This window comes from Janthinobacterium sp. GL_088 (assembly GCF_057837845.1).
Map to the genome: position 1 here is coordinate 4,565,374 of NZ_CM174453.1, position 18,163 is coordinate 4,583,536.

Here is an 18,163-nt window from a genome sequence, read left to right on the forward strand (position 1 = left end):
CATCCTTATAATAGAGAGCAGATATTCCATGCATGCAGCAAGCGACACCACTTTAAACGCCGTTCCGACCAACGCGGCCCCGACCCGCAGCCAGCGCCTGAAAGCCGACACCATGGCCACCCACGAATTGCTGGACCAGCGCATCATGGCCAGCGCGCCGTTTTCCAGCCGCGAGAACTATGCGCGCTTTTTGCAGGCGCAATACGCGTTCCTGCGCGATGTCGACGCGCTGTACGACAACGCGCAGCTGGCCGCCCTGCTGCCGGACCTGGAACAGCGCCGCCGCTACGCCAGCATCGCGGCCGACTTGCGCGACCTCGAGACAGCATTGCCGGCAGATGCGGCCACGCCGCCGTTCGACGCGCAACTGGATCTGGCCACGGCGCTGGGCTGGCTGTACGTGAGCGAAGGCTCGAAGCTGGGCGCGGCCATCCTGTATAAACTGGCCGGCAAAATCGGCCTCGATGAACACCATGGAGCGCGCCACCTGGCCGGCCATCCGGACGGACGCGCGCGCCACTGGCGCGAGTTTACGTCCGTGCTCGATACGGCCGTGCTTGACGATGCCGGTGAAGCGCGCGTAATCGATGGCGCGCGCGCCGCCTTCCTGCGCATGCATGGCCACGTGGAGGCGTGCGCCTGATGGAGGAGCCAGTCATCCAGGCAGCTGCGGAAGCGCATACGGCATGCCTGCGCCGCTGGGCGTGGACGGGCGCCGGCATGCTGATGGTGGCGCTGGGCGTGATCGGCGCCATGCTGCCCGTCATGCCGACGACGATCTTCCTGATCCTGGCGCTGGCCTGCTTCAGCCGCGCCTCGCCACGCCTGGAGCACTGGCTGCTGCACCACCCGCGCTTCGGCGCGCCGCTGCGCCAGTGGCGCGAACACCGCGCCGTGTCGCGCCGCGGCAAGGTCCTCGCTTGCGTGGGCATGGCCATCGGCTTTGTCGCGATGTGCCTCGGCCATCCGCCCTGGTGGGTCATCGTCCTCGTGGCAACGATGGAAATCGCCGTCATCATCTACCTGCTGCGCCGCCCGGAAGGGCCGGCGCCTGCGCCAGAAAAGACGCCGCCGGACTGGCACAAGCCGCTGACCATCGCCACCGTCTTCGCCATGCATGGCGCCCTGCTGGGATGGGCCGTGTACCAGCACGCGCCAGCGGCGCCCGTGCTGGCCATCGCGCCCGACTCCGCGCAGCCGGCCATGCTCTACCTGCCGGCCGCCGCCCCGCCCCGCCCTTTGGAGCAGAATCTTGCTGAACAGGTCAGCGCGGCCGCCGCACCGTCGCGCACCCTTGCAAAAAAGGCAGCGCCGGCAATCAGACAATTCGTGCTGCCGCAGCCCGATGCCGCGCCCCTGCCGCCGCAAGCCGAGGCCATCGCAGCCGTCGCCGAGGTGCGCCAAGCCCCCGTCACGCCGGCAGCGGTGGCCACGGCGTCTGTCGCGGCGGCACCGCCCTCGCCTGTGCTGCCGCCCGCGCCACAGGAGCTGCGCAGCGGCGTATCTAGCTGGGAAGGCAAGGTTTTGGCGCGCATGGAACGCTTCCGCCGCTATCCGACGGCGTCGCGCGCGAAGCAGGAACAGGGCGTCGTGTATCTGCGCTGCCGCATCGACCGCGATGGCCAGGTGCTGGAGGCCGCCATCGAGCGCAGTTCCGGTTCCGCAGCACTGGATCAGGCCGCGCTCGACACTTTGCAACGGGCGGCGCCACTGCCGCGCATTCCCAAGGAACGGCCGGACCCGCTGGAATTATCGATTCCCGTCGAATTTTCCATTGGCTGATCGCGCAAAAACCACGTTTACTCTCGCCAAACACCCATATAGACATTATTTGCATATTCAAAGCAAGATTCTGTCGTAGGAGTAATAACACGATCGGAGGTATACTATGCAACCGACGTAACAGGCTGGGCGATTTGGCCCCTGCAAGCGCGCCTGTCACGGCCTAATAAAAAAGGAAACACTGCATGACCACATCACACCGTACGCCGGTGATTCGCATCGATGGCGCAAACAAGACCTTCGCGCTGCCCAAAGGCGAACAATTCCACGCGGTCAAATCGGTCACGCTGGAAGTCTATCCCGGTGATATTTTCGGCCTGATCGGCAAGAGCGGCGCCGGAAAATCGACCTTGCTGCGCCTGATTAACCTGCTCGAGCGCCCTGACAGCGGCACCATTACCGTGGCCGGACGCGAACTGACGCGCCTGGGCAAGAGCGAATTGCGCGACGCGCGCCAGAACATCGGCATGATTTTCCAGCAATTCAATCTGCTGCAAAACGCCAGCGTCTTCGACAACGTCGCCTTCCCCCTGAAAATCCATGGCACGACCAAGGGCGAGCAGATCGCCGCCAGGGTCGAGGAATGCCTGGCGCTGGTCGGCTTGTCCGACAAGCTGCACAGCTATCCGGCACAATTGTCCGGCGGGCAGAAACAGCGCGTGGCGATCGCCCGCGCCCTGGCCAGCCACCCCGACGTGCTGCTGTGCGACGAGCCGACGTCCGCGCTGGACGCGGAAACGACGCGCGCCCTGCTCGACACCCTGCGCGACATCAATGCGCGCCTTGGCGTGACCATCGTCATCGTCAGCCATGAACTGTCGGTGCTGGGCGCCATCTGCAACCGGGTCGCCGTCGTGGAAAACGGCGCCATCGCCGAACAATTCGATTTGAGCGACACGGCCACCCCGCGCAAGACGGCGCTGGGACGCGAGCTGGCGTATTACGGCACCGAGGCGTTTGAAGCCACCGCATGGAAGGATGCAACACATGTTTGAAGAATCGATCAATAACGTCATCAAGCTGCTGCCGGAAATCTGGGTGGCGCTGGGCCAGACCATGACCATGCTGGGCATTGGACTGACGGCCGCCATCCTGATCGGCGGCCCGCTGGGCATCCTGCTGTTCCTCGTCTCGGAAGGCCAGTCGCTGGAAAACCGTCCGCTGTCGATGATCCTCGGCTGGCTGGTGAACACCGTGCGCAGCTTCCCCTTCATCATTTTGCTGGTCGCCCTGACGCCGTTTACGCGCATCATCGCGGGCACCTCGATCGGCCCGCTGGCCGCTGCCGTGCCGCTGTCGTTCGCCGCCATTCCCTACCTGGCGCGCCTGGTGGAGCAGAACCTGCGCGAAGTGCCGCGCGGCGTGATCGAGGCGGCGCACGCCATGGGCGCGTCGGAAATGCAGATCATCTTCCGCGTGCTGCTGGTCGAAGCGCGCTCCGGCTTGGTGCTGGCCCTGACCGTGCTGTCGATCAGCTTCCTGTCGTATTCGGCCGTGGCCGGCGTGGTGGGCGGCGGCGGCATCGGCGACCTGGCCATCCGCTACGGCTACTACCGCTTCGAGACGGACATCATGGTCGCCACCGTGGCCATCCTGATCGTGCTGGTGCAAACCATCCAGTTCGCCGGCACGCGCATCGCCAAGCGCCTCGACAAACGTTAATTCATCTTCAGTATTTCAGTACAAGGAAAAGCATGAACCATATTCGCCGCAACCTGCTCCTGGCCGCCGCCAGCCTGGCCTTCGCCACCGCCGCCCACGCCAAGGACCCGAAAGAACTCGTCATCGGCACCAGCTCCGGCCCGTATTCGGACCAGCTAAAGCTGGGCATCAAGCCTATCCTGGAAAAACAGGGTTACAAAGTCAAGATCGTCGAATTCAACGACTACGTGCAGCCGAACTACGCGCTGGCCGAAGGTTCGCTGGACGCCAACGTGTTCCAGCACATCGTGTATCTGACCAAGTTCGCCACCGATAACAAGCTGCCACTGAGCTCCCTGATCACCGTGCCGACCATGCCGATCGGCCTGTACGGCGGCAAGCAAAAGTCCCTGGCGGACGTGAAGAACGGCGCCACCATCACCATGCCGAACGACCCGACCAACCAGGCGCGCGCGCTGGTCATGCTGGCCAAGATGGGCTGGATCAAACTGAAACCGAACGTCGACCCGCTGCGCGCGTCCGAGCGCGACGTGCTGGACAACCCGAAGAAGCTGAAACTGGTGCCGCTGGAAGCGGCGCAGCTGCCACGTTCGCTGGCCGACGCCGACTACGCTTTCGTCAACGGTAACTTCGCCCTGGCCGCCGGCATGAAGCTGACGTCGGCCCTTAGCGTGGAAAAGATCTCGGACAGCTACATCAACCTGGTGGCCATCCGCACGGCCGACAAGGCCAAGCCATGGGTCAAGGACCTGGAAGCGGCCTACCGCTCGCGCGCCTTCCTCGACGCGACGAACAAGTATTTGGCCGGCTACGAAAAGACGGACTACCAGCTGGCGCTGGAAAAGACGCTGAAAAAATAAGGCGGCACTTGCAATGCGAAAAGGACGGCCAGGAGTAAACCTGGCCGTCCTTTTTTATTGTCCGCGCCGCGCGGGCGCTGTCATGCAATGCTTAGAAGCGGTAACCGACGCCGACGCCGATCAGGACAGGATCGACCTTGACTTCGCTGGCTTTGGCGCCACCGATGAACACATCGCTGCGGATCTGCACTTTCTTGATGTCGAAGTTCAGCGACCAGTTTTTATCCAGCTTGTAGTCGACACCGGCTTGCAGCGAGTAGCCCCAGCTGTCGTGTTCCAGGCGACCGGCGCCGTTCAGCAATTTCACGTCCGAGATATTCGTGTAGTTCACGCCGGCACCCACATATGGGCTGAACTGTTTTTCAGGCATGAAGTGGTATTGCAGCGACAAGGTCGGCGGCAAATGCTTGAAGGTACCGATATTGTTGCCATCGAGCTTGACGTCATGCTTTTGCGGGTAGGTCAGGATCAGCTCGGCAGCAATGTTCGGGGTGAAGAAATACGAAATATCGATTTCAGGAATCGTCTTGCTGCTCACATGCAAACGGTCGGATGCGCCGATGCCGCCGATCGGAGCAGATTTATCGGCCGGATCGATATGCACGGCGCGCGCACGGACCAGCCATGGGCTTTCCTGTGCCATTGCGTTGCCGGCGAATGCGCCGATGGCGGCCAGGACGATTGCTGCTGCAGTTGCGGACTTTTTCATTCTAGTTCCCTCTTTTTGTCGTTAAGTAACGCTGCGAAGTCTAAGAGTGCAGTGCAACAAAAACTTTGATCCACATCAAATAGTGCTAGATGGCATCACTAGAGGGATTTTTTCCTTTGCCCAGGTCAAGAAAATGCGGCAGCGCAGCGCGAGCATGCCAATCACTGCACGCCGTCAAACAGGCTGCCGACCCAGTCGGCAAACACGCGCACACGGGGCGACAGTTGCCGGTGATGGGGATACAGCACGGACACGGGCAGCGGGTCGGGCCGCCAGTCCCGTAGCACTTCCACCAGTTCGCCCGTCGCCAGCGCCAGTTCAAGGTGATACCGGGGGGCCTGGATCAAGCCCATGCCCGCGCGGCAGCAGGCGTGGTAGGCGTCCGCATTGTTGACGGACACCGTGCCAGGCAAGGCTACGCTGTGCCGCTGCCCATCCACCTTGAAGTCGAAGGGCCAGACCTTGCCCGACTGGGTGGAAAAGAAATTGACGGCGCGGTGGCCATCCAGTTGCGCCAGATTCTCCGGCGTGCCGTGCGCGGCCAGGTAGGAGGGGCTGGCGCACGTCACCTGGTCGAGCAGCGCCACGCGGCGCGCCACCATCGACGAGTCGCCCAGTTCGCCCGCGCGCAGCACGCAATCGACGCCTTCGCGCACCAGATCGACGAGGCGGTCGCCCATGCCGATTTCCAGTTCGATCAGCGGATAGCGGGCGCAGAACTGGTCCAGCACGGGCATCACGAAATGCATGGCCAGGGTCGCGTGCAGGTCGATGCGCAGCTTGCCGGCCGGCTGCTGCGCCGCCGAACTGAACACGGCTTCCGTTTCTTCCAGGTCCGCCAGCAGGCGCACGCAACGCTGGTAATACGCGTCCCCATCGGGCGTGGGCGTCACTTGCCGCGTGGTCCGCTGCAGCAGGCGCACGCGCAGCCGCGCTTCAAGCTGCTTGATCGCATGCGTGACGGTCGCCTTCGGGTAACCGAGGTCATGCGCCGCCTGCGTGAAACTGCGCAGTTCGACGATGCGGGTAAAAATACGCATCGCATCAAATCGGTCCATGTCCCTGCTCCATTGTTATTCCTTGCTGCACAGTGTAGCGATATCGACCTTGGTTTTGCAATTCCAATGCAAGATGCGTGCAACGCAATCGGAGCTTGCGCCGATGTCACTGGTTGACAGGCCTGCTAGCCAGCATACTATTTCCACTCCGCACAATACAAATGAGAATAGTAATGATTATCATTTGCGATATAATGCACTACCTCGCTCAAGCGACTACAAAAAGGAATGGGAGACATGGATATATTGAGGGAACTGCGTGAATCGGGCTTGAAAGTCACCATCCCCCGCTTGCGGATTCTGCAGCTGTTTCAAGAAGGCACGATCAAGCACCTGAGTGCGGACGATGTCTACAAGCTGTTGCTGGCCGAAAAGATCGACGTGGGCCTGGCCACCATCTACCGCGTGCTGATGCAGTTTGCCGAAGCAGGCATTCTGTTTCGCCGGCATTTCGAATCGGGCCACGCCGTCTTCGAGCTGAACGAAGGCCAGCACCACGACCACCTGGTCTGCACGGGTTGCGGCAAGGTCGATGAATTCGTCGACGAAGGCATCGAACTGCGCCAGAACGAGATCGCCGCCGAGCGGGGCTTCGTGCTGCACGAGCACGCGCTGTCGCTGTACGGCACCTGCGCCGAGTGCACGGCAAAAAAAGTGCCGCCACGCAAGCCGTCCTGAGGCAGCGCGCAAGGTAGCGCCTGGCAAGCCACCTGCGCTACACTGCGTGCGCCGCAGCTCAACAAGGAAGAAGCATGTACATCGGAGAAATCGCCCGCCTGGCGGGCACCTCGCCCAAGGCCTTGCGCCACTATGAAGCGCTGGGCTTGCTGGGCGACGTGCGCCGTTCCGGCGCCTACCGCGTCTACACGCAGCAAGACCTGGCGCAAGTGAAGCTGATACGCCAGGCGCAGGCGCTGGGCTTCCGCCTGGCCGAACTGCTGCCCATCCTGGCCGGCAACGATACCGACTGGGCCGCCCTGTCGCAGCACATCGCTGACAAGCGCGCACAGATACAGCAGGATATCATCCGCCTGCGCCAGCTCGACGCGCAATTGGCTGACATCGACACGGAAATCCACGACTGCCTGGCGCAGCAGCGCCTGCAAGAGGCCGCTTGACTCTGCCCCCAGGGGCAAGCTTTAGCATGCAAGCTCTTCTTTAACGGATAGCCTGCATCATGACCAAGACAACACCCAAGCGCGTATTGATACTCCTCGGCCACCCGTCCAGCGACAGCTTCTGCGCCGCCCTGGCCGAGGCCTACGCCGCCACGGCCCGCAGCGCGGGTCATACCGTGCGCGAACTGCGCCTGGGCCAGCTGGACTTCGACCAGAACCTGCATGAAGGCTACCGCCAGGTGCAGCCGCTGGAGGCGGACCTGCTGGCGGCGCAGGAGGCCATCACCTGGGCCGAACACCTGGTCTTCGCCTACCCGATCTGGTGGGGCGGCGCGCCAGCCCTGCTGAAGGGCTTTGTCGACCGCATCTTCCTGCCCGGCTTTGCCTTCAAGTATCGCCCGGGCAAGGCTTTCCCGGCGCAGCTGCTGAAGGGCCGCACGGCCCAGCTGCTGGTGGCGATGGATACGCCGCCCTGGTATTTCCGCTGGGTCTACCACATGCCCGGCATCCACCAGCTGCGCAAGACGACCCTGGAATTTTGCGGCGTCAAGCCTGTCAAGGTGGCCAGCTTTGGTCCCATGATCGATTCCACCGAAGCGCAGCGCGCGCGCTGGCTGGAACAGGCACAGGCGCTGGCCCGGCGCCTGTAAGTTGCTTGCCATGCAGCCATCTTGCATACGGTTTTGACAAGCTGGTAATCAAGCCGTCACATTCCAGGGCTACCATGATGATATTGCCTGTTTGTCAGTCGCCTTGCCGTCGCGACAACAAGGGTCCGATCGTCATGTAAAGGTAGCCGCTGTGGAGTTCAACGCTTCTCGTTTGCATCTTCCCCGTTACCGCACGTCCGTGGCGTTTGATCTGTGCATTCCCACGGAATCCGTGCAGGCCGACGCCAGCAATTTCGCCGTGCTGGAACTGTTCACGGAACGGCGCGACATGATGAGCCTGCCAGTCACGGAGCAGCAGCGTCCCATCGGTTTGATCAGTCGCAACATCTTCATGTCGCAAATGTCCAAGCCCTTTTATCACGAGGTGTATGGCAAGAAGAGCTGCATCGCCTTCATGGACAAGGAGCCGCTGATCGTCGACGGCGCCATGAGCATCGAAGACCTCACCTTCCGCGCCGTGGAAGCGGGCGAGAAGGCGCTGGCCGATGGCTTCATCATCACCGAGGATGGCGCGCTGGCCGGCGTGGGCTTCGGCTTGCAGCTGATGAACGTGGTGGCCACCATGCAGGCGGAAAAGAACCGGCAGATCATGCACAGCATCGATTACGCCAGCGTGATCCAGCGCGCCCTGCTGCGCACATCAAGCGCGGAATTGCGCGCCACCCTGCCCGACGCGCACCTGGAATGGCAGCCGCGCGACGTCGTCGGCGGCGATTTTTACTTCTTCGAGCGCCATGCGGGCGGCTGGTTCGCCGCCATCGCCGATTGCACCGGCCACGGCGTACCGGGCGCCTTCATGACACTGATCGCCTCGTCGGCCCTGAGCCAGGCCTTGCGCGAACTGGGGCCGCATGATCCGGCCGCCCTGATCGGCGCCGTCAGCCGCGCCATCAAGACCCTGCTGGGCCAGGACGGCGCCAGCAGCAGCGAGGCTAGCGGCCACGCCGGCTCGAACGACGGCATGGATTGCGCCTTCCTGTGCTACGACACGGCCAGTGCCAGCCTGCATTTCGCGGGCGCGAAACTGGCGCTGCACGTGGTCGCGCCGGGCGAAGAGGCCGTGCGCGCCATCAATGGCGCGCGCATGGGCGTGGGCTATGTCGACACGCCGGCCGGCTACTGCTGGCACAACGAGACGCTGGCCATTCCCGCCGGCAGCCTGCTGTTCCTCACCACCGACGGCTTGCTCGACCAGATCGGCGGCGCGCGCGACATCGCCTACGGCAAGCGCCGCATGCGCGAGCTGCTGCTGGCGCGGCGCGACGCTCCCGCCGGCGACGTGGCGGCGGCGCTGCTGCAGGACAGCGCGGCATGGCAGGGAAAACAGCCGCGCCGCGACGACCTGACCTTTTTCTGTTTCCGCCTGTAGTTTTGGCGCCATCGAGTCACCTTATCAACAAGAAACCGGGTCACCGGCTAGCCAGGAGCACGGACGTGCTGTACGAAGAATTCAACGAGTTTTGGGATGTGGCCCGCAAGCGCAACATCATCTTTTTTTACGTGGGCTATTTCTCGCAGCACGTGGTGAATGCCATTTCCGAAACCATCAAGGCGCGCCTCGATACGGCCGGCGCGGCCGGGCCCACGCGGCGGCGCATCTTTTCCTCGTTCATCGAGATGTCGCAAAACATCATGCATTATTCCGCCGACAGCCTGACGCCCGATGCGCAGCTGGACCAGCAGATGCGGCGCGGTTCATTCTGTATCGGCACGCGCGGCGACAGTTTTTTTCTGCTGTGCGCCAACCCCGTCTCGACGGACAACGTGGCGCAGATCCGCGCCCGCCTGGAACCGCTGCACACGATGACGATGGAAGAAATCCGCCTGGCGTACAAGAAGGCCTTGCGCGAAGAAGCGCCGGCCGACAGCAAGGGCGCGGGCCTGGGTTTTCTCACCATGGCGCGCGACGCCAGCGAGCCGCTGGAATTCGAATTCGTCCAGGATCCCCAGGAACCGGGCCACACCATCTTCTGCATCAAAGCCATCATTTGAAAGAGCCGACTCAGGAAAGCATATGCAATTACCGTCACCACTGTTCATCGCCGCGACCCCGAGTTCGCCCGAAATCGACTTCCGTTTCGAGCAGCACACCCTGTCGATCAAGGGCGAGTCGTATCCGGAAAACGCGGCCGCCTTCTATGGCCCGCTGATCGCCGCCGTGCGCGCCTACCTGGAAGGCTGCAACGAGGCGGCCATCACCGTCAACGTCTCGCTGGCCTATTTCAACAGCTCCAGCACGAAGATGCTGTTTACCCTGTTCGACACCCTGAACCAGGCGGCCGTCGATGGCAACCAGGTGCGCCTGAACTGGTATCACGACGAGGACGACGACACCATCCTGGAATTCGGCGAGGAGCTGCAGCAGGACTTTACGGCGCTGGACTTCCACGACCATCCCGTGCAGGGCAGCTAGGGCATGCGCGCCGCCATCTCCGAAGCCGGACTGGAGCCCGACCTGTTCACCGTGGAAGCGGCGGCGCTGGCTGCCGCGCGCCGCATGCACGCCGACAGTCACGCCAGCGGCGAAGCGCAGCGCCGCGTGCTCGGTGAATTGATCACTCACTACGAACGGCTGATGCGCGAGACGCGGCGCCTGATCGGCCGCAGCGATCGCGCCGAGCGCGACATGCATCTGCTGAACCGCCAGTTGCAAACCCTGGCCGGCCAGCTCGAATACCGCGCCACGCACGACCCTCTGACGGGCGCCCTGAACCGCGGCGCCGTGATCGACCATGCCTCGCGCTGCCTGGCACAGGGCGACATGGCGCTGATCGTGCTCGATATCGACCTGTTCAAGCAGGTCAACGACGACTTCGGCCACCCGGCCGGCGACGGCGTGATCCAGGCCGTGGTGGACTGCCTGAAAGGACTATTGGGACAGGAAACGGCCATCGGCCGGGTCGGCGGCGAAGAGTTTTCCGTCGTCTGGCCCACTTCCTCGCGCGACGACGCGGCGCAAGTGGCGCAGCGCATCTGCGAGAGCGTCGGCCGCCAGCGCCATGCCGCGCCCATCACGCGCCCCATCACCGTCAGCGTGGGCTTGAGCTGGAACCGCGCCGGCACAGCCTTCGAAACGGCCTACAGCCACGCGGACCAGGCCCTGTACCAGGCCAAGCGCGAAGGGCGCAACTGCGTGCGCCAGTGGCTGGAGAGCTGAATCCGCGCATTGGCTCAGCGAATATGCTCGCGCGCCATGCTGCCGTCGCGGCGCATGGCGGCAGCGGCGCGCTGCATGGCCGCCACCTGCGCCTCGGGCAATTGCTTGTTGCAGGCGAGGTAAGTCTGCACGCGATTAAAAGTCAGCAGCGGCACCACCTTGCCCTCCCACTCCTTGCCGGAAAACGGCTTGCTGCCCACCGCCATGCCCACGGCCCACAAGTCGATGCGTCCGAGCAGCAGCTTCTGCGGATTGAGCCACTCCTGCGTCACGGGCGCCACGTTCAGGCCGCGCTGGCGCAGGTAATCGTCGCGCGCGTCGCCGAGCACCGTGCCGATCACCAGGCCGCGCGCATCGGCTAGCGTACGCAGGGCCAGGTGCCGCTCGGCCAGGCCGTAGAGTATCCATTCCGCTTCGTTGAGGGGCCCGATCCAGCGAAATTGCGCTTCGCGCTCCTGCGTGCGGCTGGTGGAAAAGATGCAAGTATCAGGCTCGCGCAGCGCCTGCGCGTACGCGCGCTTCCACGGCAGCAGCTCGATGCTGTAGGAAAGACCGGCGCGCGCCATGATGTCGCGCACCTTGAGCGTTTCACGTCCCACGACCACATTGCCTTCCATCATGCTCGACGGCGGCAAATGCTCGCCGACGACGCGCACGTCCACCGCCACGGCCAGCGCCGGCATCAGCAGCGCCACTGCCAGCAGCCACGCCATGCTTGCTTGTTTCATGCTTGCTTTCATCTGCCACAGGGGGATTCAAGCCGATGTTACCATCGGCACACCCTGGCATCGTCGCATATTGCCAATTAAGCCATTCATTTCCCGCAACGTGGCAACAGGCCAACGCCGGGACGATCAGCATGCGGGGGAAGGATGAATAACTGGCGGAAAACAGTAGGAGTCGAACCTACGGGAGAACGTCTGACGCCCTCCACCGGGTTTGAAGCCCGGCCACATCACCGGATGAGTGTGCTTTCCGCGGTGCCTGAGCCTAAGTACTTAGCTGCTGGGCAAGGCTGCCGTATAGGACCACAGCGCTTGCGGGCGCAATAGATGCCCATTGCCAACACGGCGAGTATAACCGACGCGGTCAAAGAATTCCAAGACCTGGATCGCCCGCTTGCGGCCCAGGCCGCTGGCGTCGCGGAACGTGGCCGCGCCCACGGCGCCATTGCCGGCCGGTAATCCTGCGTCCCCTTCCGCCGTTTGCGCCAGTTCCCGCACCAGCTGCGCCAGTTCGGCCAGCGCCGCCTGGTGATAAAACAGGTCGTGCACGACCTGGCTGATCTGCCCTGCCTTGGCAAGTTTGCGCAACAGCCGGCGCGTGTCGTCTTCGGCCAGGCCAAAGCCGCGCGCCAGGTCGCGCGTCCACGGCGGATCGGAACGCCCCTGCTCCAAGGCTGCCAGCAAGGGCTCGGCCATCGCCTGCTCCTGCGGCGTCAGTTCCACGCTGTGCGTCGGCAAGTGCAGGCTGGCGCCGCGCGCCAGTATCTCGCCACGCGCCAGCAAGCCTTCGACCAGGTGGCTCCACAAGGCGTCTTCCATCTCGGCGTCGACGATGCGTTTCAAACGCCACAGTTCCGGCCCCGCCTCGTCGGGCGCGCGCGCGTGGAAGGCTTCCAATGCTGCCAGCACGCGCGCTTCCAGCGCCAGCAACGCCGCCGGCGCCAGCAACAGGGCGTCGCCACCGCGCAGTGCGATGCGCCGCGTGTCGGGCGGCAGCGCCAGGGCCGCCGCCGGCAGCAGGGACAGGCGCACCAGCAGCGATTCGCGCAAACCCAGCGGACTTTGCGCCAGCAGGGCCGCATAGTCGCCCTGCGCGATGAACGTGGCCAGCGCATCGAGCCACGCCAGCCTGGCCGGGCTGCGGCGCTTGCGCGCGGGGCCGAATGGATCGAGCACCATGCCGCCGCCCACCGTCTGCGTGGCTTGCGCATTGCGCACGACGAAGCGGTCGCCCGGCACGCCGTGCATGGGTGCGTCGAACACCAGCTGCACCCTGCCCGTCTGCCCCGGCGACAGGGTCTCGCCATCGAGCATGACGGCGCGCGCCAGCTGGTGCGCCGCGCCCAGGTGCACGTGCAGCGGCGACCAGGCTTGCAGTTGCACGCCCGCGTCGGGCAGCAGGGTCAGTTCCACGTCGAGGCGCTCGGAACACTGCGCCAGTTCGGGCGCGACGATCCAGTTGCCCCGCTCGATGCGCTCGCGGTCGATGCCGGCCAGGTTCAGCGCCAGACGCTGGCCCGCCGTGCCCACCTCGGCCGCGCGGTTCTGCGCATGGATGCTGCGCACGCGCGCCTGTGCATCGCCGGGCGCCAGTTGCAGCATGTCGCCCACCCGCGCGCGTCCCGCCAGCGCCGTGCCGGTAACGATGGTGCCCTGCCCCGACAGGGTGAACACGCGGTCCACGCCGAGGCGGAACAAGCGCCGCTCGTCGCGTTGCGGCAAGCTGCGCGCCACGTGGGTCAGGTGCGCCAGCAAGGCGGCCACGCCGGCATCGTTGTCGCGATTCGCGGCGGTGGGGAAAATCGGGCTACCCGCCAGCGGCGTGCCAGCCAGCAGCGCTTCGATATCCGCTTCCACCTGCGCCACGCGGGCGCTGTCGGCGCGGTCGATCTTGGTCAGCGCCACGGCGCCGCGCGCCACGCCCAGCAGCTGCAAGATGGCCAGGTGCTCGTGCGTCTGCGGCATGACGCCATCGTCGGCCGCCACCACGAGCAAGGCGAAATCGATGCCCGTCACGCCGGAAGCCATGGTGCGGATGAATTTTTCGTGGCCGGGCACGTCGATCACGCCCAGCACCGTGCCATCCGCCAGCGGCAGATAGGCGTAACCAAGTTCAATCGAGATGCCGCGCGCCTGCTCTTCCTTCAGGCGGTCCGTGTGCACGCCAGTCAGTGCGCGCGTGAGGGTCGTCTTGCCATGGTCGATATGGCCCGCGGTGCCGACGATCATGCCGTCAACTCAGCGAGCTGCGCGATGAAGGCCGTCTCGTGCGCCGCTTCCAGGCAGCGCAAATCGAGCCACAGGGTGTCTTGCCCGATACGCCCGATCACGGGGCACGGCAAGGCACGCAAACGCTGTTCCAGCACGCCCAGGGGATTGCTCAGGTGCGAACCGGGCGCGCTGCGGATGGCCAGGCCAAAGCTGGGCAACTGGTCGACGGGCAAGGCGCCGCTGCCGATCTGGCTTTTCATGGATTCAGCCGTCACCACGTACTGTAAGCCCAGCGCGCTTTGCAGCAGCGGCAGCAGGGTTTCCGCCTGCGTGCGCATGGCAGCGGTGGGACGCGTCAGCAAACGCAACGTGGTCAACCGTTCGGCCAGCAAATCCGGCGCGCGGTACAGCTGCAGCACGGGGGCCAGTGCGGCCAGGGTCAGCTTGCCGACCCGCAGTGCGCGTTTCAATGGATTGCGCTTGATCTTCGCGATCAGATCGGCACGCCCGACGATGACGCCGCATTGCGGCCCGCCCAGCAGTTTGTCGCCACTGAAAGTGACCAGATCGGCACCCGCCGCTATCGTTTCGCGCACCGTCGTTTCATGCGGCAAGCCATATTGCGCCAGGTCGACCAGGGTGCCGCTGCCCAGGTCCACCGCCGTGGGAATTGCATGTTTTGCTGCCAGCGGCACGAGTTCGTCGAGTTCCACGCTTTTCGTGAAACCCGTAATGGCGTAATTGCTGCAATGGACCTTCATCAGCAGGCTGGTATGCTCGCTGATCCCGTTCGCATAGTCGGCCAGGTGGGTGCGGTTGGTGCTGCCCACTTCGCGCAGCACGGCGCCCGCGCGCGTCATCACATCGGGGATGCGGAAAGCGCCGCCGATTTCCACGAGTTCGCCGCGTGAGACGATGACCTCTTTATTCTGCGCCAGGGTATTGAGCATCAACAGCACGGCGGCCGCATTGTTGTTGACGATGGTGGCAGCTTCGGCCCCCGTCAGTTCGCGCAGCAATTCCTCGACCAGGTCGTCGCGGTCGCCGCGCTTGCCCGTTTCCAGGTCGAATTCCAGATTCATCGGCCACTGCAGCGCTTCCACCACGGCTTGCACCGCAGCGTCGGGCAGCAGCGCGCGGCCCAGGTTCGTGTGCAGCACGGTGCCCGTCAGGTTGAAGACGGCGCGCAGCTGCGAGCGCGCTTGCGCCTGCAGCCGTTCGCCCATTTGCGCGGCGATGGCGGCAATCGATGCGTCCTCCTCATCGAATTCACCAAACACTGCGCCCGCCAGCATGGCCGTGCGCAGTTCGGCCAGCACGGCGCGCGCGCAGGCCAGGGTCTGCACGCGGCCGTAGTGTGCTATCAGGGCCAGGCAAGCCGCGTCGCCCAGGATGCGGTCTACCGACGGCAGGCGCACGGTTTGCCCCGTCGTCATGACTGCTGGCCCTCGCTGTTTTCATTCTTTCCCAGCCACAGCAACGGATTGCCGCTGGCGCGCTGGTAACCCGCCTCACCCACCAGCAGGTCGAGCATCAGGCTGGCCAGGTCGTCGGCCAGGGGCTCGACGTTGTAATCATGTTCCTGGTTGAAGACTTTTCGATAGGTATGGCAATCGTCGCAGGTTTCCGCGCGCGCCACCTTCTTCGGATCGTTCGCCTTGTTGGGCAATTTGTCGTCCTTCGCCGTCACCGGGTCGAACGGCTTTGCGTCGGCCGCGTCCAGGCCCTGGTAAGCGATCTTGCCATTCTGTTCGCAGGTCGAGCACTTCACGCGCACCATATGCCATTCGCTTTCGCAAATGCCGCAGTGCAGGTAGCGGTAACCCTGCGACTGGCCGCCGATGCGGATCACGCTGGCGACGGGGTGCGAACCGCAGACGGGACACAGGGTGCCCGTTTCCAGGTCCGGCACGCGCGCGGCGCGCAATTCGCTGGCCGACACCGACCACAGGATTTGCAGGGCGGCGGCGACGAATGGCGCATGCATGGGATTGAGGTTGTCGCCGTTTTCATCGAGCACGGCGTCGGCGCAGGCGTCCAACGCTGGCGCGTCGAGGGCACGCAATTGCGCCAGTACCTGCGTCAGGCCGCCCGACAGGGCCGGCTGGTTTGCCGCCGTGGCGGCCAGTTCATCGAGCAGGCTGGCGAAAATGTCGCGCCAGACGGGCGGACGGGCGCCGCTGACGGGCAGCACCGGCATGCGGTGCTGGATGGCGCGGCGCAGCGCATCGGGGTTGGCGGCCGGCACGGCGCCGGGCGCCAGTTTTCCCACCACGGCGGCCTGCGCGTCGGCCAGCGCGGCCATCAGCACCAGGTAACCCTGCATGCCCGCGTCGACGGGGATGCCCTTGATTTTCCCCTGCGCCAGTTCGCGCAAGCGCAAGGCGCGTGCCTTGAACAGGCTGTCAGGCTGCGGCAGCAGCAGGCGCGGAATCGCGTTGTGGTCCAGGCCTTCGATTTCGCCTGGCTGAAGAATGCGTTGTACCAATGGAGTTTTCCCATCAAAAGTAGCACAGCAGGGCCAGCGGAGTTGACCATGCTGTCAAAGTATTTTAATCGATAAAGAGAAAGGGGCCGATCCTGTGGGACCGGCCCCGGCTCTTGCAGCTGGGTGGCACTTACAACAGCTTAATCCTTGCCGTTGCGAATGACCGCCTCAAACCACTTCGGATGGTGCTTGCGCGCCCAGCCGTAAGTGACGGTGCCGCGCACCATGGCGCCGATCGAGCCCTTGACCCACAGGGCTGCATAGATGTGCACGATGATGGCGCAGATGATGCCGAACGCGCACACGGCGTGCAGCAAGGCGGCCGCGCGGATGACGGGGATCGGGAAGTAGAACGCGAAATACGCGCGCCAGATCACGATGCCCGACAGCAGCAAGCCCACCATGCAAGCCAGCAGCACGAAGAACAGGATCTTCTGGCCGGCATTGTATTTGCCGATCTTCGGAAGCTTTTCTTCGCGGTTGTTGAGCACGTCGTCCATCTGTTTCAGCCACTGCTTGTCGCCGTCCTCGAACTTGTTGTGGTGCCAGAAGCGCACCACGAGGATCGCGAACGAGACGAACATCACCAGGCCGGCGAACGGATGCAGGATGCGCGTCCATTGTCCGCCGCCAAACAGGTTCGCCAGCCACGCCATCGAGGGATGGAACATGGCCAGGCCGGACAGGGCCAGCATGACGAAGGTGACGGCGGTCACCCAGTGATTCGTGCGCTCGTTGGGAGCGTAGCGCTGAATCAGCGGGTTGCCATCCTTGTCGCGCAGCTTGCCATCGTGATGTTCACTAGGATTCATGCTGTTCCTCCTTGATGCGCTTGGCCTCTTCCAGCGCTTCGTGCTCTTCGTCCTTGCTCACTTCGTTCGGACCGACACGCGTGTAATGGAAGAAGCCTGCCAGGGCCGTGGCGGCCATGCCGGCCACCGCCAGCGGCTTGGACCAGCCCTTCCAGAAGCCCACCATCGGGCTGATGCGCGGACGTTCCGGCAAGTTCGAATACAGCTTCGGCTTGTCGGCATGATGCAGCACGTACATCACGTGCGTGCCGCCCACGCCCAGCGGATCGTACAGGCCCGCGTTCTCGAAACCGCGCGACTTCAGGTCGACGATGCGCTCTTCCGCATGCACCTTCATGTCTTCCTTGGTGCCGAACACGATGGCGCCCGTCGGGCACGTTTTCACGCAGGCAGGTTCCTGGCCCACTGCGACGCGGTCCGAGCAAAGTGTGCACTTGTAAGCGCGGTCGTCCTTTTTCGAAATGCGGGGCACGTCGAAAGGACAGCCGGCCACGCAGTAGCCGCAACCGATGCAGTTTTCCTGATGGAAGTCCACGATGCCGTTCGTGTACTGCACGATGGCGCCCGGCGCCGGACAGGCTTTCAGACAGCCCGGGTCCTCGCAGTGCATGCAGCCATCCTTGCGGATCAGCCACTCGAGGTTGCCGTCGTTGTTTTCGTGTTCGGCAAAACGCATCACCGTCCACGATTGCGGCGTCAGGTCCGTCGGATTGTCATAGGTGCCATGGTTTTCGCCGACTTCGTCACGCAAGTCGTTCCATTCCATGCACGCCGTCTGGCAAGCCTTGCAGCCGATGCATTTCGACACATCGATCAGCTTGGCCACGGTGCCCGTCACCGGGCTGCGCGCTTGCGGCGGCGTTACCGTGGTAGCCGACAGGCGCCGGATATCTAAGGATTGCAGTGCCAT

20 protein-coding genes and 1 tRNA gene are annotated in these 18,163 nt (G+C 64.1%); 12 read left to right on the forward strand and 9 right to left on the reverse strand.

Translation table 11 applies throughout. From position 1 onward, the window contains the following. The first annotated feature begins 28 nt into the window (after positions 1–28). From AC3IQ7_RS20365 to AC3IQ7_RS20385, 5 genes are all read left to right on the forward strand, one after another. A complete protein-coding gene (locus tag AC3IQ7_RS20365; protein WP_322429378.1) occupies positions 29–643 on the forward strand; it encodes a biliverdin-producing heme oxygenase in 615 nt (204 codons plus the stop codon). Beyond that, positions 643–1,782 carry a TonB family protein gene (locus AC3IQ7_RS20370; RefSeq protein WP_489207177.1) on the forward strand — a complete coding sequence of 380 codons (1,140 nt, stop codon included), beginning with the start codon at positions 643–645 and terminating at the stop codon, positions 1,780–1,782. Before AC3IQ7_RS20365 ends, AC3IQ7_RS20370 begins: the two co-directional genes overlap by 1 nt. A gap of 185 nt (positions 1,783–1,967) precedes the next feature. Beyond that, a complete protein-coding gene (locus AC3IQ7_RS20375; protein ID WP_100873622.1) occupies positions 1,968–2,777 on the forward strand; it encodes a methionine ABC transporter ATP-binding protein in 810 nt (269 codons plus the stop codon). Further along, a complete protein-coding gene (locus AC3IQ7_RS20380) occupies positions 2,770–3,444 on the forward strand; it encodes a methionine ABC transporter permease (RefSeq protein WP_278316437.1) in 675 nt (224 codons plus the stop codon). Before AC3IQ7_RS20375 ends, AC3IQ7_RS20380 begins: the two co-directional genes overlap by 8 nt. 32 nt (positions 3,445–3,476) lie before the next feature. Continuing rightward, positions 3,477–4,304, forward strand: a complete 828-nt coding sequence (locus AC3IQ7_RS20385) for a MetQ/NlpA family ABC transporter substrate-binding protein (protein WP_489207178.1) — start codon at positions 3,477–3,479, stop codon at positions 4,302–4,304. Positions 4,305–4,395: 91 nt separating this feature from the next. On the opposite strand, the gene AC3IQ7_RS20390 is transcribed toward AC3IQ7_RS20385, so the two are convergent. After that, positions 4,396–5,013 carry an OmpW/AlkL family protein gene (locus tag AC3IQ7_RS20390; protein ID WP_489207179.1) on the reverse strand — a complete coding sequence of 206 codons (618 nt, stop codon included), beginning with the start codon at positions 5,011–5,013 and terminating at the stop codon, positions 4,396–4,398. 161 nt (positions 5,014–5,174) lie between these two features. Further along, the gene (locus tag AC3IQ7_RS20395) at positions 5,175–6,071 is read right to left on the reverse strand and encodes a LysR family transcriptional regulator (protein WP_489207180.1); all 897 of its coding nucleotides are present in this window, start codon (positions 6,069–6,071) and stop codon (positions 5,175–5,177) included. A 237-nt stretch (positions 6,072–6,308) separates the two neighbouring features. Between AC3IQ7_RS20395 and fur the strand changes: the two genes are divergently transcribed. The 7 genes from fur to AC3IQ7_RS20430 all read left to right on the forward strand — a co-directional run bounded on the left by fur (position 6,309) and on the right by AC3IQ7_RS20430 (position 11,017). Continuing rightward, entirely contained in the window at positions 6,309–6,749 is a 441-nt protein-coding gene (fur, locus tag AC3IQ7_RS20400) for a ferric iron uptake transcriptional regulator (RefSeq protein WP_035820181.1), read from the forward strand. Between the two features lie 74 nt (positions 6,750–6,823). Next, the gene (locus AC3IQ7_RS20405; protein WP_489207181.1) at positions 6,824–7,189 is read left to right on the forward strand and encodes a MerR family transcriptional regulator; all 366 of its coding nucleotides are present in this window, start codon (positions 6,824–6,826) and stop codon (positions 7,187–7,189) included. A 59-nt stretch (positions 7,190–7,248) separates the two neighbouring features. Further along, a complete protein-coding gene (locus AC3IQ7_RS20410) occupies positions 7,249–7,839 on the forward strand; it encodes an NAD(P)H-dependent oxidoreductase (protein WP_099380710.1) in 591 nt (196 codons plus the stop codon). A 172-nt stretch (positions 7,840–8,011) separates the two neighbouring features. Further along, the gene (locus AC3IQ7_RS20415; protein WP_489207182.1) at positions 8,012–9,229 is read left to right on the forward strand and encodes a SpoIIE family protein phosphatase; all 1,218 of its coding nucleotides are present in this window, start codon (positions 8,012–8,014) and stop codon (positions 9,227–9,229) included. A gap of 65 nt (positions 9,230–9,294) precedes the next feature. Beyond that, positions 9,295–9,852, forward strand: a complete 558-nt coding sequence (locus AC3IQ7_RS20420; RefSeq protein WP_034756676.1) for a SiaB family protein kinase — start codon at positions 9,295–9,297, stop codon at positions 9,850–9,852. Between the two features lie 22 nt (positions 9,853–9,874). Further along, positions 9,875–10,273, forward strand: a complete 399-nt coding sequence (locus AC3IQ7_RS20425) for a DUF1987 domain-containing protein (protein WP_099380707.1) — start codon at positions 9,875–9,877, stop codon at positions 10,271–10,273. 3 nt (positions 10,274–10,276) lie between these two features. Continuing rightward, on the forward strand, positions 10,277–11,017 hold the full coding sequence (locus tag AC3IQ7_RS20430; RefSeq protein ID WP_099380706.1) for a GGDEF domain-containing protein: 741 nt from the start codon (positions 10,277–10,279) through the stop codon (positions 11,015–11,017). Between the two features lie 14 nt (positions 11,018–11,031). Here the strand turns inward: AC3IQ7_RS20430 and AC3IQ7_RS20435 are convergent, their stop codons facing one another. The 7 genes from AC3IQ7_RS20435 to fdxH all read right to left on the reverse strand — a co-directional run bounded on the left by AC3IQ7_RS20435 (position 11,032) and on the right by fdxH (position 18,163). Next, positions 11,032–11,745 carry a substrate-binding periplasmic protein gene (locus AC3IQ7_RS20435; protein ID WP_489207183.1) on the reverse strand — a complete coding sequence of 238 codons (714 nt, stop codon included), beginning with the start codon at positions 11,743–11,745 and terminating at the stop codon, positions 11,032–11,034. Between the two features lie 153 nt (positions 11,746–11,898). Then, a tRNA-Sec gene (locus tag AC3IQ7_RS20440) sits at positions 11,899–11,994 on the reverse strand. Positions 11,995–12,015: 21 nt separating this feature from the next. Further along, positions 12,016–13,971: a selenocysteine-specific translation elongation factor gene (gene selB, locus AC3IQ7_RS20445; RefSeq protein ID WP_489207184.1), complete on the reverse strand. Its 1,956-nt coding sequence runs from the start codon at positions 13,969–13,971 to the stop codon at positions 12,016–12,018. Further along, positions 13,968–15,389, reverse strand: a complete 1,422-nt coding sequence (gene selA / locus AC3IQ7_RS20450; RefSeq protein WP_322429383.1) for an L-seryl-tRNA(Sec) selenium transferase — start codon at positions 15,387–15,389, stop codon at positions 13,968–13,970. Before selA ends, selB begins: the two co-directional genes overlap by 4 nt. Next, positions 15,386–16,441: a formate dehydrogenase accessory protein FdhE gene (gene fdhE / locus AC3IQ7_RS20455; protein WP_322429384.1), complete on the reverse strand. Its 1,056-nt coding sequence runs from the start codon at positions 16,439–16,441 to the stop codon at positions 15,386–15,388. Before fdhE ends, selA begins: the two co-directional genes overlap by 4 nt. A 140-nt stretch (positions 16,442–16,581) precedes the next feature. Further along, positions 16,582–17,253: a formate dehydrogenase subunit gamma gene (locus AC3IQ7_RS20460; protein ID WP_489207185.1), complete on the reverse strand. Its 672-nt coding sequence runs from the start codon at positions 17,251–17,253 to the stop codon at positions 16,582–16,584. After that, positions 17,243–18,163, reverse strand: a complete 921-nt coding sequence (fdxH, locus tag AC3IQ7_RS20465) for a formate dehydrogenase subunit beta (RefSeq protein ID WP_099380701.1) — start codon at positions 18,161–18,163, stop codon at positions 17,243–17,245. The genes AC3IQ7_RS20460 and fdxH overlap by 11 nt, the downstream gene beginning before the upstream one ends.